At 61.3% G+C, this 26,360-nt stretch carries 22 protein-coding genes and 1 pseudogene; 15 read left to right on the top strand and 8 right to left on the bottom strand.

Annotated elements, in window-relative coordinates:
- Nucleotides 1–126: 126 nt before the first annotated feature.
- The 5 genes and pseudogenes from AC07W4_RS06275 to gap form a co-directional block, all read right to left on the bottom strand.
- The gene (locus AC07W4_RS06275; RefSeq protein ID WP_495031866.1) at nucleotides 127–1,476 is read right to left on the bottom strand and encodes a CoA transferase; all 1,350 of its coding nucleotides are present in this window, start codon (nucleotides 1,474–1,476) and stop codon (nucleotides 127–129) included.
- Between the two features lie 171 nt (nucleotides 1,477–1,647).
- On the bottom strand, nucleotides 1,648–2,403 hold the full coding sequence (locus AC07W4_RS06270) for a methyl-accepting chemotaxis protein (protein ID WP_495031958.1): 756 nt from the start codon (nucleotides 2,401–2,403) through the stop codon (nucleotides 1,648–1,650).
- A gap of 102 nt (nucleotides 2,404–2,505) precedes the next feature.
- Nucleotides 2,506–3,522 (bottom strand): annotated as a pseudogene (locus AC07W4_RS06265) (methyl-accepting chemotaxis protein); the annotation flags it as partial.
- 601 nt (nucleotides 3,523–4,123) lie between these two features.
- Nucleotides 4,124–4,588: a methylglyoxal synthase gene (locus tag AC07W4_RS06260; RefSeq protein ID WP_008047403.1), complete on the bottom strand. Its 465-nt coding sequence runs from the start codon at nucleotides 4,586–4,588 to the stop codon at nucleotides 4,124–4,126.
- A 141-nt stretch (nucleotides 4,589–4,729) separates the two neighbouring features.
- Entirely contained in the window at nucleotides 4,730–5,731 is a 1,002-nt protein-coding gene (gene gap, locus AC07W4_RS06255; RefSeq protein WP_007974423.1) for a type I glyceraldehyde-3-phosphate dehydrogenase, read from the bottom strand.
- Nucleotides 5,732–5,951: 220 nt separating this feature from the next.
- On the opposite strand from gap, the gene edd reads away from it, so the two are divergent.
- The 11 genes from edd (at nucleotide 5,952) to AC07W4_RS06200 (ending at nucleotide 19,562) form a co-directional block, all read left to right on the top strand.
- A complete protein-coding gene (gene edd / locus AC07W4_RS06250) occupies nucleotides 5,952–7,778 on the top strand; it encodes a phosphogluconate dehydratase (RefSeq protein WP_495031865.1) in 1,827 nt (608 codons plus the stop codon).
- The gene (locus AC07W4_RS06245; RefSeq protein WP_495031864.1) at nucleotides 7,775–8,734 is read left to right on the top strand and encodes a glucokinase; all 960 of its coding nucleotides are present in this window, start codon (nucleotides 7,775–7,777) and stop codon (nucleotides 8,732–8,734) included. The genes edd and AC07W4_RS06245 overlap by 4 nt, the downstream gene beginning before the upstream one ends.
- Nucleotides 8,735–8,910: 176 nt before the next feature.
- Nucleotides 8,911–9,642: a response regulator gene (locus tag AC07W4_RS06240; RefSeq protein WP_495031863.1), complete on the top strand. Its 732-nt coding sequence runs from the start codon at nucleotides 8,911–8,913 to the stop codon at nucleotides 9,640–9,642.
- Nucleotides 9,643–9,673: 31 nt separating this feature from the next.
- Nucleotides 9,674–11,101: an ATP-binding protein gene (locus AC07W4_RS06235; RefSeq protein ID WP_198530255.1), complete on the top strand. Its 1,428-nt coding sequence runs from the start codon at nucleotides 9,674–9,676 to the stop codon at nucleotides 11,099–11,101.
- 236 nt (nucleotides 11,102–11,337) lie between these two features.
- Nucleotides 11,338–12,597: a D-mannose isomerase gene (locus tag AC07W4_RS06230; RefSeq protein WP_495031862.1), complete on the top strand. Its 1,260-nt coding sequence runs from the start codon at nucleotides 11,338–11,340 to the stop codon at nucleotides 12,595–12,597.
- Nucleotides 12,598–12,714: 117 nt separating this feature from the next.
- The gene (locus AC07W4_RS06225) at nucleotides 12,715–14,013 is read left to right on the top strand and encodes an ABC transporter substrate-binding protein (protein ID WP_495031861.1); all 1,299 of its coding nucleotides are present in this window, start codon (nucleotides 12,715–12,717) and stop codon (nucleotides 14,011–14,013) included.
- Nucleotides 14,014–14,144: 131 nt separating this feature from the next.
- On the top strand, nucleotides 14,145–15,053 hold the full coding sequence (locus AC07W4_RS06220; protein WP_007974433.1) for a carbohydrate ABC transporter permease: 909 nt from the start codon (nucleotides 14,145–14,147) through the stop codon (nucleotides 15,051–15,053).
- The gene (locus tag AC07W4_RS06215) at nucleotides 15,046–15,891 is read left to right on the top strand and encodes a carbohydrate ABC transporter permease (protein WP_218427135.1); all 846 of its coding nucleotides are present in this window, start codon (nucleotides 15,046–15,048) and stop codon (nucleotides 15,889–15,891) included. The genes AC07W4_RS06220 and AC07W4_RS06215 overlap by 8 nt, the downstream gene beginning before the upstream one ends.
- Before the next feature lie 4 nt (nucleotides 15,892–15,895).
- Entirely contained in the window at nucleotides 15,896–17,056 is a 1,161-nt protein-coding gene (locus tag AC07W4_RS06210) for an ABC transporter ATP-binding protein (protein WP_495031860.1), read from the top strand.
- Nucleotides 17,057–17,247: 191 nt separating this feature from the next.
- Nucleotides 17,248–18,594 (top strand): carbohydrate porin, encoded by a 1,347-nt coding sequence (locus tag AC07W4_RS06205; RefSeq protein WP_495031859.1) that lies wholly within the window; start codon nucleotides 17,248–17,250, stop codon nucleotides 18,592–18,594.
- Nucleotides 18,595–18,707: 113 nt separating this feature from the next.
- On the top strand, nucleotides 18,708–19,562 hold the full coding sequence (locus AC07W4_RS06200; RefSeq protein ID WP_495031858.1) for a D-hexose-6-phosphate mutarotase: 855 nt from the start codon (nucleotides 18,708–18,710) through the stop codon (nucleotides 19,560–19,562).
- A gap of 148 nt (nucleotides 19,563–19,710) precedes the next feature.
- On the opposite strand, the gene AC07W4_RS06195 is transcribed toward AC07W4_RS06200, so the two are convergent.
- Nucleotides 19,711–20,571, bottom strand: coding sequence for a MurR/RpiR family transcriptional regulator (locus AC07W4_RS06195; RefSeq protein ID WP_170948639.1), 861 nt, complete (start codon nucleotides 20,569–20,571; stop codon nucleotides 19,711–19,713).
- A 228-nt stretch (nucleotides 20,572–20,799) separates the two neighbouring features.
- On the opposite strand from AC07W4_RS06195, the gene zwf reads away from it, so the two are divergent.
- From zwf to AC07W4_RS06175, 4 genes are all read left to right on the top strand, one after another.
- Entirely contained in the window at nucleotides 20,800–22,269 is a 1,470-nt protein-coding gene (zwf, locus tag AC07W4_RS06190; RefSeq protein ID WP_495031857.1) for a glucose-6-phosphate dehydrogenase, read from the top strand.
- Nucleotides 22,256–22,969 carry a 6-phosphogluconolactonase gene (gene pgl / locus AC07W4_RS06185; RefSeq protein WP_495031856.1) on the top strand — a complete coding sequence of 238 codons (714 nt, stop codon included), beginning with the start codon at nucleotides 22,256–22,258 and terminating at the stop codon, nucleotides 22,967–22,969. The genes zwf and pgl overlap by 14 nt, the downstream gene beginning before the upstream one ends.
- Before the next feature lie 17 nt (nucleotides 22,970–22,986).
- Nucleotides 22,987–23,652 (top strand): bifunctional 4-hydroxy-2-oxoglutarate aldolase/2-dehydro-3-deoxy-phosphogluconate aldolase, encoded by a 666-nt coding sequence (locus AC07W4_RS06180; protein ID WP_008050561.1) that lies wholly within the window; start codon nucleotides 22,987–22,989, stop codon nucleotides 23,650–23,652.
- Nucleotides 23,653–23,954: 302 nt separating this feature from the next.
- Nucleotides 23,955–24,680: an intradiol ring-cleavage dioxygenase gene (locus AC07W4_RS06175; RefSeq protein WP_495031855.1), complete on the top strand. Its 726-nt coding sequence runs from the start codon at nucleotides 23,955–23,957 to the stop codon at nucleotides 24,678–24,680.
- 2 nt (nucleotides 24,681–24,682) lie between these two features.
- Here AC07W4_RS06175 and AC07W4_RS06170 read toward each other — a convergent pair whose 3' ends face one another.
- The gene (locus tag AC07W4_RS06170) at nucleotides 24,683–25,864 is read right to left on the bottom strand and encodes an aminotransferase class V-fold PLP-dependent enzyme (RefSeq protein WP_495031854.1); all 1,182 of its coding nucleotides are present in this window, start codon (nucleotides 25,862–25,864) and stop codon (nucleotides 24,683–24,685) included.
- Nucleotides 25,865–25,883: 19 nt separating this feature from the next.
- Nucleotides 25,884–26,120: a DUF3820 family protein gene (locus AC07W4_RS06165; protein ID WP_003227425.1), complete on the bottom strand. Its 237-nt coding sequence runs from the start codon at nucleotides 26,118–26,120 to the stop codon at nucleotides 25,884–25,886.
- Nucleotides 26,121–26,360 lie beyond the last annotated feature (240 nt).

Raw genomic sequence — 26,360 nt, 5'->3', positions numbered from 1 at the left:
GATCCGGAATTTGTACTGACAGTCCTGACGCCTTCGCGGGCAGGCCCGCTCCCACATTTGATCGCGATAGTCAGGAAAAACGCAGTCCCTGTGGGAGCGGGCTTGCCCGCGAAGGCGATCTGAAAGTCACCACCACTGCGCGGGATGTGAACCCAGTTCCGTTGCCGGCAGCACCCATTGCAACGGTGTCGCCGTGATCTTCAGCGGCACAAGCAACCGATGCGCCGGCCCCCACAGTGTCTGCTCCACGATTATCCCCTGATCCCGCACATCTTCTGCGCGCAACGGCTCATCCGGGCCGGCACCTTGCTCGATCAACAACTTCGCCGTACGCGCCAGCGACAATCGCGCCGAGCCGCCTGTACCGTCGCTCAACCGTTGTGCCAACAGCCTGATCGCACTGGCCGCCATCAAATACCCAGTGGCGTGATCGAGGGCTTGCACCGGTAATGGCGTCGGCTTGTCCGCCTGCTTCCAGCGCATGCCGGCTTCGGCGACGCCGCTGCTCATCTGCACCAGGCTGTCGAAGCCCCGTCGGTTTTGCCAGGGGCCGCTCCAGCCATAGGCATTGAGGCAAACATCAATCAGCCCCGGGTTCAGTTGCCGGCGCTCATGCATGCCGAAGCCAAGCCGCTCCAGTGCATCGGCACGATAACCGTGGAGCAGAATGTCGGCTTCCCTGAGCAGGTATTCGAATACGCCGCGGTCGGATTTGTCGTTCAGATCAAGACGCGCGCAGCGTTTTCCCAAAGTGACTTCCGGCACCACCCCTGGCTCGTTCCAGGTTGGCGGATCGATGCGCAAGACATCGGCGCCGAGGCCGGCCAGAAAACGGCTGGCAATAGGGCCGGCAAGCACCCGGGTCAAATCCAGCACCTTGATACCTGCCAGTGGTCGGGCCACTGACCCCATCCAAGGTTTGCGGCGCTGGCTTGGGTGGTTGGCGAACAGAATCAAGGGTTCGGCATTCACTGCCTGGCCTTGAGGATGGGTCTGCCATTGTTCCCGGGTGCGCATTTCGGCGGCACAGCCACCGGCATCGACCACCGCCTGCTCCAGTTCGCTGTTCGTCCATCGAGCCACTTTGCCGGCCATCGTTGCGCGGTCGGCACAGGCACCGAGCACGCGTTCGGCAGCAGCACGGTGATGGGGCGCGTTGGTGTGCAGGCGAATCCAGCCATCGCGGGTGGCGTAGTCACCGGCCACCGGGTCCCACAGCGGCGGAACGCTCCAGCCAAGCGGGCGAATGGAGGTCGCGAACCAGAATGATGCGAGGCGTCGGTCAACTTCAAGGTCGGGCAGGAGCCCGGTTTGCTGGTGCAGCAGTTCGCTGGTGGCCTGGCCTGCGGCAGCGATGCTGGCGCAGGCCAGATCCGTGACGGCAAACGCCGAGGGCAAGGCGCCGCTGGACGTGAATGGAATCGGGGTGTGAGGCAAACCGAGTGCGGCTTGAATGGACGTGAGCAGATCAGTCATCGAAGGGCTCTCCGGAGCGAGAGCCAGATCTTAGATCAAATCAGGTGACAAGCCAGATGAAACCTGTGGGAGCGGGCTTGCTCGCGAATGCGGTGTATCAGTCACCAACATCGTTGAATGATGGATCGTATTCGCGAGCAAGCCCGCTCCCACAGTTTCCGGTGGTGCTGCTTACACCCGGAACTGATCCATCAACTTCATCTGGTGGGTGGTCAGGGCGTTGAGCTGGCTGCTGATCTGCGCCGATTCGGTGGCCTGGCCGGTCAGGGTTTCGGTGACGGTACGGATCGCCGAGACGTTGCGGTTGACCTCTTCGGCGACGGCGCTTTGCTGCTCGGCGGCGCTGGCGATTTGCAGGTTCATGTCGCTGATCACAGTGACCGCGTCGCTGATCTTGCCCAAGGCCTGGACCGCCTGCTGGATCTGCACGGCATTGCTGTGGGCCTGGGTCTGGCTTGAGTGCATGGTGGCGACCACACCGCGGGTGCCGCTCTGGATGCGTTCGATCACCAGGCGAATTTCTTCCACCGAATCCTGGGTACGCTTGGCCAGGTTGCGCACTTCATCGGCGACCACCGCAAAGCCACGACCGCTTTCACCGGCACGGGCGGCTTCGATGGCGGCGTTGAGCGCCAGCAGGTTGGTTTGTTCAGCGATGCTGCGAATCACCTCCAGCACCGAACCGATCTGCTCGCTGTTGACTGCGAGAGCTTCGACTTCGGTCACGGCCTTGCTGACTTCTTCGGCCAGTTGATTGATGTCGCGGGTGCTGCGCTCGATGATCGACATGCCGTCGCGGGCCGACTGGTCGGCACCTTTCGCCGCGCTGGCCGCGTTCGAGGCACTGTTGGCGACATCGTGGGCGGTGGCGCTCATTTCGTTGGACGCGGTGGCGACCTGGTCGATTTCGCGGAACTGCACCTGCATGCCTTCACTGGTCTGGCGGGCGATTTCCGAAGACTGGTCGGCGGTGCCGCGGGCATCGGTGATGCTTTGCTTGATCTGAGCGATGGTCGGTTGCAACTTGTCGAGGAAGCGGTTGAACCAGCTCACCAGTTCGCCCAGTTCGTCCTTCTTGCTGTAGTGCAGGCGCTGGGTCAGGTCGCCGTCGCCACTGGCAATTGCCTTGAGCATGTCGGCCACGCTGTTGATCGGGCGGGTCACTCCGGATGCGGTGAGCCACATCAGCAACAGCCCGAGCAGGCCGGCAATCACCGCCACCGACAGCGCCTTGATCGTGCCGCTTTGCTGGGCATCGTCGAGTACCGCTTGCAGCTTCACCGAGTCGGCCAGCAGCACTTGTTTCGGCAGGTCGATCACCACGGCCCAGGCCTTGGCATCGCTGATCGGGCTGACCGGGTACACCGCGCGAATCAGGTCGCCTTGCTGGAGAATCTTCGGCGCGCCACTGGCGAGCAATTGCAGGATGTCCTTGCCATCGCCGCCCAGGGTGTCGCCGATGTTCTTGCCGACTTTGCCGGCATCGACACTGTAGGCGGCCAGCACGCCGGTGCCGGAAACGATGAGCATGTGCCCGGCACTGTTGAACAGGTCGCGCTGGGAGTCGACCGCCGCCGCTTGCAGGGCATCGAGGGCGATGTCGATACCGACCACGCCGATGGACTTGCCATCCACCAGCAGCGGCACGGAAATGGTGGTCATCAACATTTCCTTGTTGCCGACCGTATCGGCATAGGGGTCGAGCAGGCAGATGCGCTTGCTGTCCCGAGGGCAGGTGTACCAGACGTTGTACGGCGTGCCGCTGAGGTTCAGGGTGGTTTTGGTCATGTCCTCCTCGACCATGATCGTGTTCAGCGTTTCGCCACCGGCACGGCTGAAGTAGGTGGCGAAACGACCGATCTCGTTGGACTGGCGCGCCGCGTCATCGACGAACTCGCTGTCCTTGCCGTCCAGGCCGTTGGGTTCGAACGCCAGCCAGATCCCCAGCACCTTGCTGTTGCGCTCGAAGGCGGTTTTCAGGCTCTGGTTCAACTCTTCACGCAGGGCGCCGGGTTCGAGCGAACGCTTGGCGGCAAGGTTACGCATGTCCTGGATCTGGTCCGCCAGGGCAGTCACCACCGTCAGGGTTTCACCGAAGGTCTTCTGCACCCGCACCGCCTGCTCGGCGGCCTTGGCCTGCAGCAGGTCCTGCACACTGGCGGTGAGCATTCTGCTGCTGGAATCGCTGACCAGATCATCGTTCTGGTTGGTCTGGTAGATGTTCATGCCCACTATCAGGGCGACTACCCCCAGCAGGCACAGACCGGACAGCAGGACGATTTTCAGGCGGATGGACAGTGAGTCGAACATAGGGCGAACTCGCGAATGGATGAAGTGTTGGCTGTGGGCCGTTGCGGCTCACTCGCTAAATCCATTTAGCGCCGATCAATGCACATCGGCGTGAAGGCCTGGTTACGTGAATGGGGTGCCGACGAACGGTAGTGGTTGAACGTTTGCGCAGAAAAATGTGCCGAAAATGGGGGTAAAAAGAGGAAAAAACTTGGGGGGGGGATTCAGGTGGATTGAGGATGCGACTCCGGCCATGACCAGATCCACAGGTTGCCCGGCCCCATCCCGGAAATTGCCAGCTAGATCGGCCAGCCGTGCTCGAGCGTCAGCAGCATCAGACTGGCACATAACAGAAGCTTTACGCGCGACCCTGCAAATAGCTCACGTAATCGGGAATCCGATGGGTATGCGCCTGATCCATCAACGGGCTGCTGAGCAGGTAGTCGGCGCTGCATTCGTTGCACGCCACCGGGATGTTCCACACGGCCGCGACCCGCAGCAATGCCTTGATATCCGGGTCGTGGGGTTGTGGCTCGAACGGGTCCCAGAAGAACACCAGCATGTCGACCCGTTGCTCGGCGATTTGCGCACCGAGCTGCTGGTCGCCACCCAGCGGACCACTGATCATGCTCTCCACGGGCAGGTCGAGGCGTTGTTGCAACAACAATCCCGTGGTGCCGGTGGCGACCAGATCATGCCGGGCCAGCCTGTCTTTCTGTCGTTCGGCCCAGTCCAGCAGGAACACCTTGCAGTGGTCATGGGCGACCAGGGCGATACGCTTGCGCGCCGCCAGGGTCTTTTGCGTAAAAGTAATGCCGATCATTGATGCTGCTCCAGACGCCTGTGAGGTGTTGCAAATGCCTGTGTAGGAGCTGCCGCAGGCTGCGATCTTTTGATCTTGTTTTTCAGCGAAGATCAAAAGATCGCAGCCTGCGGCAGCTCCTACAGGTGGATAGGCAGCGCTTTACTCGGCGTTACACAGCGCCAGGCAGTTATCGAGCATGCGGTTGGAGAAGCCCCACTCGTTGTCATACCAGGCCAGCACCTTGAGCAGCTTGCCGCTGGACTTGGTGTGGTTGGCGTCGAAGATCGACGACAGCGGGTTGTGATTGAAGTCGCTGGAGACCAGCGGCAGGGTGTTGTAGCCAAGGATCTTCGAGTGCTGGCTGGCTTCTTTCATCAGCGCATTGACCTCATCGGCCGACGCTTCGCGCTTGAGCTGCACCGTCAGGTCCACCAGCGACACGTTGATCACCGGTACGCGCACCGACATGCCGGTCAATTTGCCCGCCAGTTCCGGCAGCACCAGGCCCACCGCTTCAGCAGCACCGGTCTTGCTCGGGATCATGTTCTGGGTGGCCGAACGGGCGCGGTACGGATCGACGTGATAGACGTCGGTCAGGTGCTGATCGTTGGTGTAGGCGTGGATGGTGGTCATCAGGCCGCTTTCGATGCCCAGCTCGCGATGCAGTACCTGGGCCACCGGGGCCAGGCAGTTGGTGGTGCACGAGGCGTTGGAAATAATCTGGTGCGACTGGCGCAGAATGTCGTGGTTTACCCCGTAAACCACGGTAGCGTCGGCGCCTTTGGCCGGGGCCGAGATGATGACTTTGCGCGCGCCGGCCGTAATATGCGCGGCGGCCTTGGCCCGGTCGGTGAACAGACCGGTGCATTCGAACACTACATCAATCTTTTCCGCGGCCCAGGGCAGGTCGGCCGGGTTGCGGATGGCACTGACCGAAATGCGGTCGCCGTTGACCGTCAGGCTCTCCTGGTCGTGCTGGACATCGGCATCGAACGTGCCGTGAACGGTGTCGTACTTGAGCAGATGAGCATTGATCGCGCTGTCGCCAAGGTCGTTGATGGCAACGATCTGCAGATCCTGACGGTAGCCCTGGGTATAGAGTGCGCGCAGGACATTACGGCCGATGCGGCCAAAACCATTGATTGCGATTCGAAGAGTCATAGTGCGGCGCTACCGTCGTTTTGTTGTTGGAATTACAAGATTATTCGTAAAAAAATAGAAAACAAGCCTTTTTGATGGCAATATTTTGTTCGATCTACAACGAGTGGCCTGAATCAACTGGTCCGAATGGTCAAATAAACCGTCTGTCATCCCATCGACACCGGCCTTTGATCAGCATAGACAATCAGGTCGCCACATCCGTTAGCCTGGAGTTCTACACATGCATCCCCGCGTCCTTGAGGTCACTGAACGGCTTATCGCCCGCAGCCGCGCCACGCGCGAGGCCTACCTTGCATTGATCCGCGGTGCGGCCAGCGACGGTCCGATGCGCGGCAAGCTGCAATGCGCCAACTTCGCCCATGGCGTGGCCGGTTGCGGCAGCGATGACAAGCACAGCCTGCGGATGATGAACTCCGCCAACATCGCGATAGTTTCGTCATATAACGACATGCTCTCGGCGCACCAGCCGTACGAAGTCTTCCCCGAACTGATCAAGAAAGCCCTGCGTGAGATCGGCTCCGTCGGCCAGTTCGCCGGTGGCACGCCAGCCATGTGCGATGGCGTGACCCAGGGCGAGCCAGGCATGGAACTGAGCCTGCCGAGCCGTGAAGTGATCGCGTTGTCCACGGCCGTGGCGCTGTCCCACAACATGTTCGACGGTGCGCTGATGCTCGGCATCTGCGACAAGATCGTGCCGGGCCTGATGATGGGCGCGCTGCGCTTCGGCCATCTGCCGATGATCTTCGTGCCGGGCGGGCCGATGGTGTCGGGCATTTCCAACAAGCAGAAAGCCGACGTGCGCCAGAAGTACGCCGAAGGCAAGGCGACCCGCGAAGAGCTGCTGGAATCGGAAATGAAGTCCTACCACAGCCCTGGCACCTGCACCTTCTACGGCACCGCCAACACCAACCAGTTGCTGATGGAAGTCATGGGCCTGCACCTGCCGGGCGCGTCCTTCGTCAACCCGAACACGCCGTTGCGCGACGCCTTGACCCGCGAAGCCGCGCACCAGGTCACGCGCCTGACCAAGCAGAACGGTGACTTCATGCCGATCGGCGAAATCGTCGACGAGCGTTCCCTGGTCAACTCGATTGTCGCGCTGCACGCCACCGGCGGCTCGACCAACCACACCCTGCACATGCCGGCCATCGCCATGGCGGCGGGCATTCAGTTGACCTGGCAGGACATGGCCGACCTCTCCGAAGTCGTGCCGACCCTGAGCCACGTCTACCCGAACGGCAAGGCCGACATCAACCACTTCCAGGCCGCGGGCGGCATGTCGTTCCTGATCCGTGAACTGCTGGAAGCCGGGCTGCTCCACGAAAACGTCAACACCGTGATGGGCCACGGCCTGAGCCGCTACACCCAGGAGCCGTTCCTCGACAATGGTCAGTTGGTCTGGCGTGAAGGCGTGACCGACAGCCTCGATGAAAGCATCCTGCGTCCGGTCGCCCGTGCGTTCTCGCCAGAGGGCGGCCTGCGGGTGATGGAAGGCAACCTCGGTCGCGGTGTGATGAAAGTCTCCGCCGTAGCCGTGGAAAACCAGATCGTCGAAGCGCCGGCCATGGTGTTCCAGGATCAGCAGGACCTGGCCGATGCGTTCAAGGCCGGTTTGCTGGAGAAGGATTTTGTCGCGGTGATGCGCTTCCAGGGTCCGCGCTCCAATGGCATGCCGGAGCTGCACAAGATGACGCCGTTCCTCGGCGTGCTGCAGGATCGCGGCTTCAAAGTCGCGCTGGTGACCGACGGGCGCATGTCCGGCGCGTCGGGGAAAATTCCGGCGGCCATTCATGTCAGCCCCGAAGCTTATGTCGGTGGCGCTTTGGCGCGGGTGCAAGAGGGCGATATCATCCGCGTCGATGGCGTCAAAGGCACCCTGGAACTCAAGGTGGACGCCGAAGAATTCGCAGCGCGCACTCCGGCCAAGGGCCTGTTGGGTAACAACATCGGCACCGGTCGCGAGCTGTTCGGTTTCATGCGCATGGCCTTCAGCTCGGCGGAGCAGGGCGCCAGCGCCTTCACTTCTGCCCTGGAGACGCTTAATTGAAACTGGCTTTGGTCGGTGACATCGGTGGGACCAACGCACGTTTCGCGTTGTGGAAAAACCAGCAGCTGGAGTCGGTCCAGGTGCTGGCGACGGCAGACTTCCCCAGCCCGGAAGAGGCGATCAGCCTCTACCTCAATGGCCTGGGGCTGGCGCCGGGTTCGATCGGTTCTGTGTGCCTGTCGGTGGCCGGTCCCGTGAGCGGCGACGAATTCAAGTTCACCAACAATCACTGGCGCCTGAGCCGCAAGGGTTTCTGCCAGACCTTGCAGGTGGATCAACTTTTGCTGGTCAACGACTTCTCGGCCATGGCCCTGGGCATGACCCGTTTGCAGCCCGGCGAATTCCGCGTGGTCTGTGAAGGCACGCCGGAGCCGTTGCGCCCGGCGGTGGTGATTGGTCCGGGCACGGGCCTGGGCGTCGGCACCTTGCTCGATCTGGGCGAGGGTCGTTTTGCCGCATTGCCGGGGGAGGGTGGCCATGTCGATCTGCCATTGAGCAGTCCGCGTGAAACCCAGCTCTGGCAGCACATCTTCAACGAAATTGGCCATGTCAGTGCTGAAACAGCCCTGAGCGGCGGCGGCTTGCCGCGTGTCTATCGGGCGATCTGCGCGGTGGACGGGCACACGCCTGTGCTCGACACGCCGGAAGCGATTACCGCTGCCGGACTGGCGGGCGACCCGATTGCCGTGGAAGTGCTTGAGCAGTTCTGCTGCTGGCTCGGTCGCGTGGCGGGCAACAACGTACTGACCACCGGTGGGCGCGGTGGCGTGTACATCGTGGGCGGGGTGATTCCGCGGTTTGCCGATTTCTTCCTCGAAAGCGGTTTCGCCCGCTGCTTCGCCGACAAGGGTTGCATGAGCGATTACTTCAAGGGGATTCCAGTGTGGCTGGTGACGGCGCCGTATTCGGGCTTGATGGGTGCGGGTGTGGCCTTGGAACAATCTCTCCCAGCCTGAAATGCGATCAAAATGTGGGAGCGGGCTTGCTCGCGAAAGCGGTGTGTCAGTCAACGAATGTGTTGAATCCAAACCCGCCTTCGCGAGCAAGCCCGCTCCCACATTGTTTCTGTGGTGTTTGCAGTTTCGGTGCTTAAGGCATAATCCGCCCAATTCCAATATCAAGGACGCCGCCCGTGAGCTCAGTCAACAAGTCGATTTTGTTGGTCGATGACGATCAAGAGATACGCGAGTTGCTGGACACCTACCTGACCCGCGCCGGTTTCCAGGTACGTACCACGCCCGACGGTGCCGGCTTTCGCCAGGCGCTGAACGAGGCGCCGAGTGATCTGGTGATCCTTGACGTGATGCTGCCCGACGAAGACGGCTTCAGCCTGTGCCGCTGGATTCGCCAGCACCCGCGCCAGGCGCAGGTGCCGATCATCATGCTCACCGCCAGTTCCGACGAAGCCGATCGCGTCATCGGCCTGGAGCTGGGTGCCGACGATTACCTCGGCAAGCCCTTCAGCCCACGGGAATTGCAGGCACGGATCAAGGCGTTGCTGCGCCGCGCGCAGTTCGGTCAGGAGCGCAGTGGCGGTGAGGTGCTGGCCTTCGATGACTGGCGTCTGGACATGGTCAGCCATCGGCTGTTTCACATCGACGGCGAAGAGGTGATTCTCTCGGGCGCCGATTTTGCGCTGTTGAAGCTGTTCCTCGATCACCCACAGGAAATCCTCGACCGCGACACCATCGGCAACGCCACCCGTGGCCGTGAACTGATGCCCCTTGATCGCATCGTCGACATGGCGGTCAGCCGGTTGCGCCAGCGTTTGCGTGATACCGAGAAACCGCCACGGCTGATCCGCACCGTGCGTGGCAGTGGCTACCAGCTGGCAGCCAGCGTGGTTGCCAGCAATGGTCACTGAGACTTTGCGCAAGCTTGCCGCCAAAGTGCCGATGCCGCGTTCGCTGCTCGGGCGAATGTTGCTGTTGACCCTGCTGGCGGTGTTGTTCGCCCAGGCGTTGTCGAGCGTGATCTGGGTGTCGCAACTGCGTGCCACACAGCTCGAGGGTCTGGTCACCAGCGCACGCAGCCTGGCCCATTCAATGACCGCCAGCGTCAGTTATTTCCGTTCGTTACCGGTGGCGTTTCGACCCTTGGTGCTCGACCAGTTGCGCAGCATGGGCGGCACCCGGTTCGTGGTGACGCTCAACGACAAACCCCTGGGCATGGAGGTGCTGCCTATCACCCCGCGCAAAGAGGCGGTGCTCAAGGCGGTGGATGAGGTGTTGCGCCAGTCCCTCGGCCAGGACACGGACATCTCGGTGACCTTCGTCAGCCCGGAAGACCTGCGCATCTTCAATGGCGGCCTGAAGCTCGATGAGTTGCCACGCTCCTGGGCGCACTACGCGCTGACCCTGGAGCCGGTGAATCCGCCGGTGCTGGTCACGCAGATCCAGATGGCGCCGGGCGAATGGCTGTACATCGCCTCGTTGTTGCCCGAGCCCTACACCAGTCTTGAAGAGCAGGGCCTGCCGGCGCAGCAGGTGTGGTTCATCGTCCTGACCAGCAGCTTTTTGCTGTTGTTCATCGGCCTGCTGGTGCACTGGCAGAGTCGTCCGCTCAAGCGCCTGGCGCGGGCGGCGCGGGACCTGTCGTTGGGGGCCGACGTGGAGCCGGTGGCCGAGGGCGGTGGCAGCGAAGTGGTCGAGGTCGGGCGCGCCTTCAACACCATGCGCGAGCGCATCAGCCGTTACCTGACCGAGCGCAGCCAGTTGTTCAGCGCCATTTCCCACGACCTGCGCACGCCGATCACCCGCCTGCGCCTGCGGGTCGAGTTGCTCGAGGACGAAACGCTGCAAGCCAAGTTCGGGCGCGATCTGGATGAGCTCGAATTGCTGGTCAAGGGCGCGCTGCAATGCGTGAAAGACACCGACATCCACGAGAACATCGAGCCGGTGGACCTCAACCATGTGCTCGACTGTCTGGTAGAACCCTATCTCGCGCCGAACGGCAACGGCCGCGTAACCCAGCAGGGGCGGGCGCTGGCAGCCTATCCCGGCAAACCGCTGGCGCTCAAGCGCTGCATCGGCAACCTGATCGACAATGCACTGAAGTACGGGCAGAACGCGCACCTGCACATCGATGACGACGAAAGCGCGTTCATCCTGCATGTCGATGATGAAGGGCCGGGCGTGCCGGAGCAGCGGCTGGAGCAGGTGTTCGAACCGCACTTCCGCCTGGCCGGGCAGCAGCAGGGGTATGGGTTGGGGCTGGGGATTGCCCGCAACATTGCCCATAGTCATGGCGGTGAGGTCAGCTTGCAGAATTTGCGTGAGGGCGGGTTGCGGGTGACCCTGCAGTTGCCGCGCAGTGTCGACTAGTCAGACCGCATTATCGTTCTTCGCGAGCAAGCCCGCTCCCACATTTGATCGAGTTCATCCAGATGGAATGCGATCAAGTGTGGGAGCGGGCTTGCTCGCGAAGGCATTAGAAGATTCAACACATCCCTCAAGATAAATGTCACGGTCTGGTGACATAACCCGCCCCCTTCGTTACAAGCCCGCCGCTGCCCGTTGTTTAGACTGCCCCACAGTCATAACAACAAAAAAGGTACGCCATGGACACCTTCCAACCGGCCTTCAGCAGTTGGCTGAACGCACCTGCCCATCAGCAATGGCTCGCCACCGAAGGCTTGCGCCTGCTGGCTTTCGCCAAGGCCTCGAAGCTGCCTGAAGGCTTCGGTAACCTCGATGAAAAAGGCCGCCTCGCACCTGATGCGCAAGCCCAGACCATGAACACCGCGCGCATGACCCACAGCTTCGCCATGGCCCACATTCAGGGGTTGCCGGGTTTTGCCGAACTGGTGGATCACGGCGTAGCCGCCCTGCGCGGGCCGTTATGCGACGCGCTGCATGGCGGCTGGTTCGCGGCTGCCGAACATCGCGACGGCAATACCGGCAAGAATGCCTACCTGCATGCTTTCGTCGCGCTGGCCGCCAGTTCTGCGGTGGTCGCGCAGCGCCCCGGTGCGCAAGCCTTGCTCGATGATGCGATCGATATCATCGACGCTTATTTCTGGAGCGAAGAAGAAGGCGCGATGCGCGAGTCCTTCAATCGCGACTGGAGCGAAGAGGAGGCGTACCGGGGTGCCAACAGCAACATGCACGCCACCGAAGCCTTCCTCGCCCTGGCCGATGTCACCGATGACAACCGCTGGCTGAGCCGTGCCCAACGGATTGTCGAGCGAGTGATCCACGGTCACGCCACCGCCAACGACTACCTGGTGATCGAGCATTTCGACCGCGCCTGGCAACCGCTGCGGGACTACAACCGCGACAATCCGGCCGACGGCTTCCGCCCCTACGGCACCACCCCGGGCCATGGTTTCGAGTGGGCGCGGCTGTTGTTGCACCTCGAAGCTTCGCGGGTGAAGGCCGGGATGCTCACACCGGGCTGGCTGGTCACCGACGCGCAAAAACTGTTCGAGCACAATTGCCTCCACGGCTGGGACGTCGATGGCGCGCCGGGCATTGTCTACACCCTGGACTGGGACAACAAAGCGGTGGTCCGCCATCGCCTGCACTGGACCCATTGCGAAGCCAGCGCCGCCGCCAGTGCCTTGCTCAAGCGCACCGGCGATGAACAATACGAACACTGGTATCGACTGTTCTGGGAATTCTGTGACAGTCATTTCATCGACCGCGAAGGCGGCAGCTGGCATCACGAACTCGACCCGCTGAACCGCCCGGGTGCCGATATCTGGCCCGGCAAGCCTGACCTTTACCACGCCTGGCAAGCCGTGCTGATTCCGCGCCTGGCGCTGGCGCCGAGCATGGCCACGGCGCTGGCGCAGTTGTCCCAGAGCGGTTCTATGTAACCATGCGGTGACATTCGCGCATCCCTTCGTTACCTGCGAGGGGATATCCCCTGTTTAGAATCCTATGCAGCGCAAGCAACAGACTTGCATGCATAACAACAAGAAAGGTGCTCCTAGATGAATGCGATTTCTCGCCTCGCTACTGTCATTTCTCTCGCTTCCCTGTCTGCACTCCCCCTCAGTGTCCTGGCCGCCGAATCCAAAGGTTCCGTTGAAGTCGTTCACTGGTGGACTTCCGGTGGTGAAAAAGCAGCGGTCGATGTCCTGAAGGCTCAAGTCGAAAAAGACGGCTTCACCTGGAAGGATGGCGCGGTCGCCGGCGGTGGCGGTTCCACGGCCATGACCGTACTCAAGAGTCGCGCCGTAGCCGGCAACCCGCCGGGCGTTGCACAGATCAAGGGGCCGGACATCCAGGAGTGGGGCAGCACCGGCCTGCTCAGCACCGACGCGTTGAAAGACGTTTCCAAGGCGGAAAACTGGGATGGCCTGCTGTCGAAGAAAGTCTCCGACACCGTGAAGTACGAAGGTGACTACGTCGCCGTGCCGGTGAACATCCACCGCGTCAACTGGCTGTGGATCAACCCGCAAGTGTTCAAGAAAGCCGGGATCGAAAAAGCCCCGACCACCCTCGAAGAATTCTATGCCGCCGGCGACAAGCTCAAGGCGGCCGGCTTCATTGCGCTCGCCCACGGCGGTCAGCCTTGGCAGGACAGCACCGTGTTCGAAGACGTGGTGCTCTCGGTCATGGGCGCTGACGGTTACAAGAAAGCCCTGGTCGACCTGGACCAGAAAACCCTGTCCGGCCCGCAGATGACCCAGTCGTTCGCCGAGCTGAAAAAGATCACCGGCTACATGGACCCGAACCGCGCCGGTCGTGACTGGAACATCGCCGCCGCCGAAGTCATCAATGGCAAGGCCGGCATGCAGATGATGGGCGACTGGGCGAAAAGCGAGTGGACGGCGGCCGGGAAAGTCGCGGGCAAGGACTACCAGTGCGTAGCGTTCCCGGGCACTGAAAAGGCCTTCACCTACAACATCGACTCCCTGGCGGTGTTCAAGCTCAAGGCCGATCGCAAGGGCGACATCGCTGCCCAGCAAGACCTGGCCAAGGTCGCCTTGGGTACCGACTTCCAGAAAGTCTTCAGCATGAACAAGGGTTCGATCCCGGTGCGTAACGACATGCTGGGCGAAATGGACAAGCTCGGCTTCGACGAGTGCGCCCAGAAGTCGGCGAAGGACTTCATCGCGGACGACAAGACCGGCGGCCTGCAACCGAGCATGGCGCACAACATGGCCACCTCCCTGGCAGTGCAAGGCGCGATCTTCGACGTGGTCACCAACTTCATGAACGACAAGGATGCTGACCCGGCCAAGGCCAGCGCCCAACTGGCCTCGGCTGTCAAAGCGGCCCAGTAATCCCTTGGCACCCCCCTGTAGGAGCTGCCGCAGGCTGCGATCTTTTGATTTTGTTTTTTAGAATCAAGATCAAAAGATCGCAGCCTGCGGCAGCTCCTACAGATCCCAATATCTAAACCTGGATAATCCCGATGAGCTCTGTGGCGGTTTTCAGCAAAGCCTCACCGTTCGATGCCCTGCAACGCTGGCTACCCAAGTTGGTACTCGCGCCGAGCATGCTGATCGTGTTGGTTGGTTTCTACGGTTACATCATCTGGACGTTCATTCTGTCCTTCACCAATTCCAGCTTCATGCCGAGCTACAAGTGGGTTGGCCTGCAGCAATACATGCGCCTGATGGACAACGACCGCTGGTGGGTCGCGAGCAAGAACCTCGCGGTGTTCGGCGGCATGTTCATCGGCATCAGCCTGGTGCTGGGCGTGTTCCTCGCCGTGCTGCTGGACCAGCGCATTCGCAAGGAAGGCTTCATCCGCACCGTCTACCTGTACCCGATGGCGCTGTCGATGATCGTCACCGGTACCGCGTGGAAATGGCTGCTCAACCCTGGCCTGGGCCTGGACAAGATGCTGCGTGACTGGGGCTGGGAAGGCTTCCGTCTCGACTGGCTGGTGGATCAGGATCGCGTCGTCTACTGCCTGGTGATCGCCGCCGTGTGGCAAGCCTCCGGGTTTGTCATGGCGATGTTCCTCGCCGGCCTGCGCGGTGTCGATCAATCGATCATCCGTGCCGCGCAAGTCGACGGGGCGAGCCTGCCGACCATCTACCTGAAGATCGTCCTGCCGAGCCTGCGCCCGGTGTTCTTCAGTGCCTTCATGATCCTGGCGCACATCGCGATCAAGAGCTTCGACCTGGTCGCGGCGATGACCGCGGGCGGCCCGGGTTACTCCTCCGACCTGCCGGCGATGTTCATGTATTCCTTCACCTTCAGCCGTGGCCAGATGGGCATCGGTTCGGCCAGCGCCATGCTGATGCTCGGCGCCGTGCTGACCATCCTCGTGCCGTACCTGTACTCCGAGCTGCGAGGCAAACGCCATGACTAATCAACTCGGCAAACCATCGCTCAGCTTCAGCCGCATCGCGATCTACGCCACCTTGTTGCTGGCCGCTGCGATCTACCTGATCCCGTTGGTGGTGATGCTGCTGACCAGTTTCAAATCCCCGGAAGACATCCGTACCGGCAACCTGTTGAGCTGGCCGACCGTGATCGACGGCATCGGCTGGATCAAGGCCTGGGACGTGGTCGGCGGCTACTTCTGGAACTCGGTGAAAATCACCGTGCCGGCGGTATTGATCTCGACCTTCATCGGCGCGATGAACGGCTACGTGCTGTCGATGTGGCGCTTCCGTGGCTCGCAGTTGTTCTTCGGCCTGTTGCTGTTCGGCTGCTTCCTGCCGTTCCAGACCGTGCTGCTGCCGGCCTCGTTCACCCTCGGCAAGTTCGGCCTGGCCAACACCACCACCGGCCTGGTGCTGGTGCACGTGGTCTACGGCCTGGCGTTCACCACGCTGTTCTTCCGCAACTACTACGTGAGCATTCCGGATGCGCTGGTCAAGGCCGCAAGGCTCGATGGCGCGGGCTTCTTCACGATCTTCCTGAAAATCCTGCTGCCGATGTCGATCCCGATCGTGATGGTCTGCCTGATCTGGCAGTTCACCCAGATCTGGAACGACTTCCTGTTCGGCGTGGTGTTCGCCAGTGGCGACGCCCAGCCAATAACCGTGGCCCTGAACAACCTGGTCAACACCAGCACCGGGGCCAAGGAATACAACGTTGATATGGCCGCCGCGATGATCGCCGGGCTGCCGACACTGCTGGTCTACATATTCGCTGGCAAGTATTTCCTGCGTGGGCTGACGTCCGGCGCGGTCAAGGGGTAGAAACATGGCAACTCTCGAATTACGCAACGTCAACAAGACCTACGGCCCCGGCTTGCCGGACACCCTGAAAAACATCGAACTGAAGATCGATGACGGTGAGTTCCTGATCCTGGTCGGCCCGTCGGGCTGCGGTAAATCCACGCTGATGAACTGCATCGCCGGCCTGGAAACCATCAGCGGCGGCGCGATCCTGGTGGACGACGCCGACATTAGCGGCATGAGCCCCAAGGATCGCGACATCGCCATGGTGTTCCAGTCCTACGCGCTGTACCCGACCATGAGCGTGCGCGACAACATCGCCTTCGGCCTGAAGATCCGCAAAATGCCGACCGCGGAAATCGACGAAGAAGTCGCTCGTGTTTCCAAGTTGTTGCAGATCGAACACCTGCTCAGCCGCAAGCCCGGCCAGCTCTCCGGTGGCCAGCAACAGCGCGTGGCAATGGGCCGTGCCCTGGCGCGGCGGCCGAAGATTTATCTGTTCGACGAACCGCTGTCCAACCTCGACGCCAAGCTGCGGGTCGAGATGCGCACCGAAATGAAACTGATGCACCAGCGCCTGAAAACCACCACGGTCTACGTGACCCACGACCAGATCGAAGCCATGACCCTGGGCGACAAAGTGGCGGTGATGAAGGACGGGATCATCCAGCAGTTCGGTACGCCGAAGGACATCTACAACAACCCGGCCAACCTGTTCGTGGCGAGCTTCATCGGTTCGCCGCCGATGAACTTCATCCCGCTGCGCCTGCAGCGCAAGGACGGTCGCCTGCTGGCGCTGCTCGACAGCGGCCAGGCCCGTTGCGAACTGCCGCTGGGCATGCAGGACGCCGGTCTCGAAGACCGCGAAGTGATTCTCGGCATGCGCCCTGAGCAGATCATCCTGGCCAATGGCGATGCGAACGGTTTGCCGACCATTCGTGCCGAAGTCCAGGTCACCGAGCCGACCGGGCCCGACACCCTGGTCTTCGTCAACCTCAACGACACCAAGGTCTGCTGCCGCCTGGCACCGGACGTGGCACCGGCGGTGGGCGAGACCCTGACCCTGCAATTCGACCCGGCGAAAGTGCTGCTGTTCGATGCCAGGACAGGGGAGCGCTTGGGCGTTGCCGGCGTGCCGAAAGCCGAGGTGCATAGCGCCAACGTCGCCCAATTCAAAGGCCGCTGAAGAACAAATGTGGGAGCGAGCTTGCTCGCGAATGCATTAGGTCAGTCGACATCGATGCTGAATGTCAGAACGTCTTCGCGAGCAAGCCCGCTCCCACAGGGGGGGATATGCGTTGGGTGGAGACATCCCTCGCAACTGATGTAACCGCGTTAAAAAAGAAAAGTTAATAACAATAAAACGAGGAAGTAGGGATGAAGATGAAGAACAAGGCCCGGTTGATCTGCCAGGTTTCAGCAGCGGCAGCACTGGTTCTGGCCGGCAATGCGATGGCCGATGAAGCGTTCAGCTCCGACTCCAGGTGGATGACGGGCGACTGGGGTGGCGAGCGTACCAAGCTGATCGAGCAAGGCATCGACATCAAGATGGACTACGTCGGTGAAGTCGGCGGCAACCTGCATGGCGGCTTCAACGATGACAAGACCGCGCGCTACGCCGACCAGTTTGGCCTGGGCGCGGCGCTGGACCTGGAAAAACTGTTCGGCTGGGATAACACCCAGGCAAAGATCCAGCTCACCAACCGTAACGGCGAGAACATTTCCAACGACCGTATCGGCGACCCGCGTGCCGGCACCTTGAGCTCCTCCCAGGAAGTCTACGGTCGTGGCCACATGGTCCGTCTGACCCAGTTGTGGATTCAGCACCAGTTCTTCGACAACAAGCTGGACGTCAAGGCCGGCTACTTCGGTGAAGGTGAAGACTTCAACACCTTCCCGTGCGAATTCCAGAACCTGGCGTTCTGCGGATCCCAGGTGGGTAACTGGGCCACCAACATCTGGTACAACTGGCCGGTCAGCCAGGCGGCGATCCGCGTGAAGTACAACATCAATGACGAGCTCTACGCCCAGATCGGCGCGTACAACCAGAACACGTCGCAACTGGAGCACGGTAACGGCTTCAAGCTCAGCGGCAGTGGCACCAATGGCACCGTCCTGCCGGTGGAGCTGGTCTGGTCGCCGAAGGTCAACAACCTGCCGGGTGAATACCGTGTCGGTTACTACAAAAGTACCTCTGATGCCGACGACGTTCTCAAGGACGACAACGGCCAGAACGCAGCGACCACCGGCAACCCTTATCGCGTCCACGATAGCAAGCACGGCTACTGGTTCGTCGCTCAGCAGCAACTGACCAGCCACAATGGCGATGCTTCCCGTGGCCTGAACATCGCGGCCAACGCCACCTTCCACGACAAGGACACCAACTTCATCGACAACTACCAGTCGCTGATGTTCGTGTACAAGGGCCCGTTCGACGCGCGTCCGAAGGATGACGTGGGCATCGGTTTCGCCCGTATCCATGTCAACGATGACGTAAAGAAAAACGCCGAGCTGACCAACGTGGCCAACGGTGTTTCGGAATACGACAATCCGCTGTTCTCGCCCATTCGTGAAACCGAATACAACTACGAGATCAACTACGGCTTCCACGTGACCAACTGGCTGACCGTACGTCCCAACCTGCAATACGTCACGCACCCGGGTGGTGTGGATGAAGTCGACAACGCGCTGGTGGCCGGCCTGAAAATTCAGTCGGTGTTCTAACGCGTCTGCGATAAGCTTCTCTCCATGTGCGCATATTTGCGGACAGCCATGGCTGTCCGCTTTTTTTTGCGGGCCGCGCACCCCGGTGACAGTTGATTTCAGGACCGTGGCACATGCTTGAGCATCCGCTACAACGCTTCTTCAAATCCTTGCGCGAACGTCCGGTGTTTGCGTGGGAGCGCTATCAGACGCGCGATGTGCTGGTGATCGATCATCCGCTGTGTCAGGCGGTGTTCAGCCGTCAGGGCGCGCAACTGTTGCACTTCCAGCCCATGGGCCAGAAACCCTGGCTGTGGTGCGCGGCAAAGTGGCCGCAGGTCGGCGCCATTCGCGGCGGCGTGCCGGTGTGTTGGCCCTGGTATGGCCGGCATCCGAGCGAAAACGCCTGGCCGTCCCATGGCTGGGCGCGCTTGCTCGACTGGAAGCTGCTTGACAGCACCAGTGAAGACGATGGCGTGAGATTGCACTGGCAACTGAAGTTGTGCGACTGGCAGGTGGACCTGCACGCGCACCTGGGTGAACGCATGGAGCTGCGCTTGAGCACCGAGCATCAGGACGACATGCCGTGCCAGTTGAGCCAGGCTTTGCACGCCTACTGGCGTATTGGCGATGTCAGTGAGGTAGCGCTGTCTGGGCTCGAAGGCGCGCAGGGTTATGACCAGTTGAGCCGGCAGTCTTGTCAGCAGGAAGGCGAATTACGCGTGGACGGCGGATGCCAGCGGGTGTTCCAGCATGACGGCGAATTGCAGCTCAATGACCATGCCTGGCAGCGGGCGTTGTGCATTGATACCGGGGATACGGCCGACACGGTGGTGTGGCATCCCGGCTCGCGGCCATTGCTTGGCGTGACCTGGAACGAGATATCCGAATTCGTTTGCGTAGAGGCAGCAAGCGGCGGCACCGACAGCCTGTGCCTCCAACCGGGGGAGCGGGCGCATTTGAGATTGCAGGCGCGGGTGGGGGGTTAGTTCAAGATATTGCGGTGTCTTGACTGGCCCCTTCGCGGGCAAGCCCGCTCCCACAGGTGACCCGGTTCCGCCAGAACGAACGCGGTCAAATGTGGGAGCGGGCTTGCCCGCGAAGGGGCCGGATCATTCAACACAGAAGCATCTGGCCTCAGTTGAACTCATCACCCACCGGATACCGGCTGGCATTCAAGCTCTCCTTGATCTTGCGCAAGTGCGGCTGGAAATCCACACCCCGGCGCAAGGTCATGCCAGTGGCGAGCACGTCCAGCACGGTCAGCTGGATGATCCGCGACGTCATCGGCATGTAGATGTCGGTGTCTTCCGGCAGCGGAATGTTCAGGCTCAGGGTGCTGGCCTTGGCCAGTGGCGAGTTCTCGGCAGTCAGGCCAAGTACCGAGGCGCCGTTTTCCCGGGCGATGCGCGCCACTTCCACCAGTTCGCGGGTGCGGCCAGTGTAGGAAATGATCACGAACAACTCGCCGGTATGGGCTACCGAGGCGATCATGCGCTGCATCAGCACATCGGCGTGGGCCGTGACGGCGAGGTTGAAGCGGAAGAACTTGTGCTGCGCATCCAGTGCCACCGGGGCCGAGGCGCCGAGGCCGAAGAAGTGGATTTGCCGCGCCTGGATCAGCAGGTCGACGGCGCGGCTGATCAGGTTCGGGTCCAGTGCCTGGCAGGCGCTGTCCAGCGAGGCGATGGCGCTGCCGAAGATCTTCTGGGTGTAGGCCTCCGGATTGTCATCGGCTTCCACCGCACGGCTCACATAAGCGGCACCACTGGCCAGGCTCTGGGCCAGTTGCAGCTTGAGCTCGGGGTAGCCGCTGACGCCGAACGAACGGCAGAAACGGTTGACCGTCGGTTCGCTGACCGAAGCGGCCTGGGCGAGGGCGGCGATGCTGAAGCGGGTGGCCTGCTGCGGGTTGAGCAGGATCACCTCGGCGACTTTGCGTTCGGCCTTGTTCAGCTCTTCAAGGCGATTCTGGATTTGCTCCAGTAAATTTCGCACGCGGTCCATATAAGTATCCTTGATTCACCGGCACCGATAAGCGCGCGGCTAATGCAAAAAGGGCCTTTGGTGAGGCCCGTAACGGTGGCCTATCCTACTGATGGCTCCGACCGACCACCACTCGGAATCTGTATTTTGCGAAAATGTTGTGGTTATTACTACATTTTCCCTTGAGTGATGCCTTGAAAAAAGGTATTTGTAGCTTAACTTGATAAAAGAACAAACATCATGCTCTCGATTACGGTTGAACCGTGCACCTTTGCCTTGTTCGGCGCCCTTGGCGATCTGGCCTTGCGCAAGCTGTTTCCTGCCCTTTATCAACTCGACGGCGCCGGCCTGTTGCACGAGGACACGCGGATCATCGCGCTGGCCCGTGAGCCGGGCAGCGAGCAGGAACACCTGGCGTTCATCACCTGCGAGTTGCGCCGCTATGTGGGTGCCAAAGAGCTGGATGAAGCCGTGGTCGAGCGTTTTCTGGCGCGCCTGAGCTACCTGCACGTCGACTTCCTCAACCCCGAAGATTATGTGGCCCTGGCCGAATCCGCCGGCAGTTCGCAGCGGGTCATCGCCTACTTTGCGACCCCGGCCGCCGTGTATGGCGCGATTTGCGAGAACCTGGCCAAGGTCGGCCTGGCGCAAAACACCCGTGTGGTACTGGAAAAGCCCATCGGTTCGGACCTGGAGTCCTCGCGCAAGGTCAACGACGCCGTGGCGCAGTTCTTCCCGGAGAACCGCACCTACCGCATCGACCACTATCTGGGTAAAGAGACCGTCCAGAACCTGATCGCCCTGCGTTTCGCCAACAGCCTGTTCGAAACCCAGTGGAACCAGAATTACATTTCCCACGTGGAAATCACCGTGGCCGAGAAGGTCGGTATCGAAGGCCGCTGGGGTTACTTCGACAAGGCCGGCCAGCTGCGGGACATGATCCAGAATCACCTGCTGCAACTGCTCTGCCTGATCGCCATGGACCCGCCGGCCGACCTGTCCGCCGACAGCATCCGCGACGAGAAGGTCAAAGTGCTCAAGGCCCTGGCGCCGATCAGCCCGGAAGGCCTGACCACCCAGGTGGTGCGCGGCCAGTACATCGCCGGCTACAGCGAAGGCAAAGCGGTACCCGGGTACCTGGAAGAACCCAATTCCAACACCCAGAGCGACACCGAAACCTTTGTCGCCCTGCGTGCCGACATCCGCAACTGGCGCTGGGCCGGCGTGCCGTTTTACCTGCGTACCGGCAAGCGCATGCCGCAGAAGCTGTCGCAGATCGTCATCCACTTCAAGGAACCGTCGCACTACATCTTCGCTCCCGAGCAGCGCCTGCAAATCAGCAACAAGCTGATTATCCGCCTGCAACCGGACGAAGGCATTTCCTTGCGTGTCATGACCAAAGATCAAGGCCTGGACAAGGGCATGCAGCTGCGCAGCGGTCCGTTGCAGCTGAATTTTTCCGACACCTGGAGCAGCGCACGGATTCCCGATGCCTACGAGCGGTTGTTGCTGGAAGTGATGCGCGGCAATCAGAACCTGTTTGTCCGTAAAGATGAAATTGAAGCCGCGTGGAAGTGGTGTGACCAGTTGATCGCCGGGTGGAAAAAGTCCGGTGATGCTCCCAAGCCGTACGCGGCCGGGTCCTGGGGGCCGATGAGCTCCATTGCACTGATCACGCGGGACGGGAGGTCGTGGTATGGCGATATCTGATTTGAAACTGCCCCAGGGCGTCAGCGCTCATGGGTTCAAGAGCCCGGTGCTGCTGGCTGAAAGCCTGGCACTGAACGTGGCGAAACAACTGAGCGACGCGATCGACGCCCAGGGCACTGCGACCCTGGTGGTTTCCGGTGGCCGCAGCCCGGTGGCGTTTTTCCAGCACCTGGCCAAGCAGGCGCTGGACTGGTCGAACGTGGTGGTCAGCCTGGCCGACGAGCGCTGGGTGCCGGTCGAACACGCCGACAGCAACGCCGGCCTGATCAAGCGCTACCTGCTGCAAGGTCAGGCGGCCAAGGCGCAGTTCCTGAGCCTGTACAGCGCCAGTGCCAACCTGGAACAGGCGGCCGAGCAGGCCGACCGCTTGCTGTCGGAGTTGCCGGTGATCGACGTGCTGATCCTCGGCATGGGCGACGACGGCCACACCGCGTCGCTGTTCCCCAACAGCCCGAACCTTGCAGAGGCCTTGCAGGCCGATGGCGTTCGTCGCTGCTGGCCAATGCTGGCGCCGACCGTGCCGCATCAGCGCCTGACCATGAGCCGCGCGCTGCTGGCCTCGGCCAAGCATAAGGCTCTATCGATTTCCGGTCAGTCCAAGCTGACCACCCTGAGTACCGCACTGGCCGGCGACGATGTCGCCGCAATGCCGATTCGCGCGTTTCTGCAACCCACGTTAGAGATTTACTGGTGCCCATGAGCCAAGGAACAGCCGCTATGACAAACCCATCCCCGACCGTTTCCATGGCGGACAAAGTTGCGCTGATCGACAGCATCTGCGCGAAAGCACGGATCCTGCCGGTGATCACCATCGCCCGCGAGCAGGACGTTCTGCCACTGGCCGACGCCCTCGCGGCCGGTGGCCTGACAGCCCTGGAAGTGACCCTGCGTTCGCAATTCGGCCTCAAGGCCATCCAGATTCTGCGCGAGCAGCGTCCGGAACTGGTGACCGGTGCCGGCACGGTGCTCGATCGCCACATGCTGGCGGCGGCCGAAGCGGCCGGCTCGCAATTCATCGTCACGCCGGGTATCACCCGCGACCTGCTGGAAGCCAGCGTCGCCAGCCCGATTCCACTGTTGCCAGGCATCAGCAATGCCTCGGGCATCATGGAAGGCTACGGCCTGGGTTATCGCCGCTTCAAGCTGTTCCCGGCCGAAGTCAGCGGCGGCGTCGCGGCCATCAAGGCTTTGGGCGGTCCGTTCGGCGAAGTGAAATTTTGCCCGACCGGCGGCGTGGGACCTGCCAACATCAAGAGCTACATGGCATTGAAAAACGTCATGTGCGTGGGCGGTAGCTGGATGCTTGATCCGGAGTGGATCAAGAACGGCGACTGGGCCCGCATTCAGGAGTGCACCGCCGAGGCTTTGGCGCTGCTGGACTGATCGCTTCACCCTACACCTCGTTGTGTGTTCTACGGCTTTACGGTGCGCTTGGTCGGCGCACCGTTTTTTTTTGCCTGAAGAAAGTTGCCTGGATCGACTCATCCCCCCCTGTGGGAGCGGGCTTGCTCGCGAAGAGGGAGTGTCAGTCGACATCAACGTTACCTGACACGCCGCATTCGTCGGAACGCCGCCCGGAGCAAGCCCGCTCCCACACAAAAAAAGACATCATGCGATACATAGTTACCGCATAACGAAAATCGACCAGTGCTAGCCTGCGTTCATCTTATGGAAGAGAGAACGTCATGGACGCTACCACCTCAGTTGTACCCCCTGCACCGGTTTGCCTGCTGTCACCCGAACAGATTGCCGGCCCGTATTTCCGCAACCCCAAACTGATCCGCAGAAACATCAGCGAAGGCGCCGAAGGCGTTCCGTTGGTGTTGCGGCTGACCATTGTCGACGCCATGACCGGAGAGCCGGTCCCCGATGCGCTGGTGGACATCTGGCACTGCAATGCCCGCGGTGCCTATTCGGGCTGGAGCAAGATCAACCCGGACGTCGAGGTCGATACCGGAGACATCGGCGCCGTCCCGCGTACCGATGACGATACCTACCTGCGCGGCGGGCAGTTCACCGACAAGTCCGGCATCGTGCGCTTCACCACGATCTACCCGGGTTTTTACGCCGGCCGCGCCTTGCACATTCACGTCGCCGTGCGCATCACGTCCGGCAACAACTATCTGCAAGAACGGCATGTCGCCTGGGTCGGGCAGCTTTACCTGCCAGAGGTGGCCTCGCGCTCGGTACTCGGCAGCCGAGCCTACGGCGGCCGAACCGTGCCGGTCCTGACTAACGACCAGGACTTTTTCTATACAACCATGGGTGGTGAAGAATCGACCTTGAGCGTGCACACCCTGGGGCGGGATTCGGCTGAAGACGGCTACTTCGGGAAGATGACCATCGGCATCGACACGTTCGCCGTGTCGACGCAGATCAGGCCCGAGGACTTTGACAAGTACACCGTCTGACGTCAGCCCAGCTCGGTCAGTGCCCTGGCCAGCATATCCATGTCGGCTGCGGTGGTGGTAAGCCCCGGTGTAATGCGGATGCACGGACCGCATGCGGCGCCACTGCGGGTCACGGTGAACAGGTTGTACTCATCGAGCAGGCGCTCAACCATCGATTGCTGGTCGGCGTGCCGGGTAAAGCGCAACGAGGTGATGCCGCAATACAGGCGCGGGTCATCCGGAGTCAGGACTTCAACGCCGGGTAACTGCCGCGCCGCACCGACCCAGCGGTTGCGCAGATAATTGAGCCGCGCGCCCTTGGCCGCGGCACCCCCCATCGCCCAATGTTCTTCGAGTACCAGCGGCAGAGTCAGCAGCGCCGGGATGTTGGGGGTGCTGTACGAGGTGCGGGCGCGAATGTCAGTGGGCGGAAAATGCATCTCGCCCATGTCCGGGTCGATGTCGGCCAGGCGTTCGGGCGCTATGTAGATAAAGCCGAGGGTCAGCGGTGCGCCGATCCACTTGTGCAGATTGAAACCGGCGAAGTCGATACCGAGCTCGGTCAGGTCGAATTCAATCTGGCCGAGGGCATGGGCGCCGTCGAGGATGACGTCAATGCCATGCTCCTTCGCAGCCGCTGCAATCGCCTGCACCGGCATCACCAGGCCCGTGCGATGGGTGACGTGGGTCAGGGCCATCAGCTTCAACCGTGGATACCGCGCGAAGGCTTCCCGATAGGTATTGAGCAAGCTGTCGAAGGTTGCGGGGTGTGCATGTTCGATCTCGATCACTTCGACACCACGATTACGGGCCAGCCAGCGCATGGCGCCTTTGACCGTGTCGTATTCCAGATCGCAAACCAGTACCTGATCGCCGGGCTGCAATCGGTTGTAGTTGCGGATCAGCGATTGCAAACCTTCCGAGGCGTTGCGGGTCAAGGCGATGCTGTCGGCGGGTACGCCAATCATCCTGGCCAGTTGCGCGCGGATCTTCAGGCTGTCGGCCTGTTCGAAACGCTGACGCACGTACACCGAATTGCTGCGGTTGATCAGCTCGATGTTGCGCTGGTACTCCTCGACCACCGTGCGCGACATGCGCCCGAAGTAACCGTTCTCCAGGTTGAGCGGGCCGGGTTCGACATCGTAACGGTCGGCAAAGGTTTGCCAGAAGGCTTCATCACGGGCGCGGCGGGTGTTGTCGGGCATGGGGTACTCGGTAGGTGATTCAGTGGCGCGGGGCAGGTTTGCCGTGTTTGGCGCGCAGCGGTTCGAGCAAGTCCGACAAACCGTTGTGATCGATCTCCTGCATCAGGGCCAGCAAGCCGCCCAACTCGCCATGGGGGAAACCTTCCCGGGCGAACCAGTTCAGGTAAGGGCCGGGCAGGTCGGCAATGATTCGACCCTTGTATTTGCCAAAGGGCATTTCGCGGGTGATCAGCAGTTCGAGCTTTTCAGGATTCATCGATCGGTCGTCTTGATTCAGTCAGTCTGGAAAATACAGGCCTTCTGCATGCAGGCCAAATAACCGACATAAATAATGCCAACTAGCCTAATGCCGATCAGTTAGGCGAACCCAGACGCTACACCTTCCTTGTAGCAGCTGGCGTAGCCTGCGTCCGGCTGCACAGCAGTCGTAAATCCGGCTTGCACGATCTCTCTGACGTACCGCGAACTCTGATTTTACGACTGCTGCGCAGCCGGA

The organism is Pseudomonas sp. GW821-FHT02A08, assembly GCF_059422045.1.
This window is presented reverse-complemented; position numbering and strand designations above follow the sequence as displayed.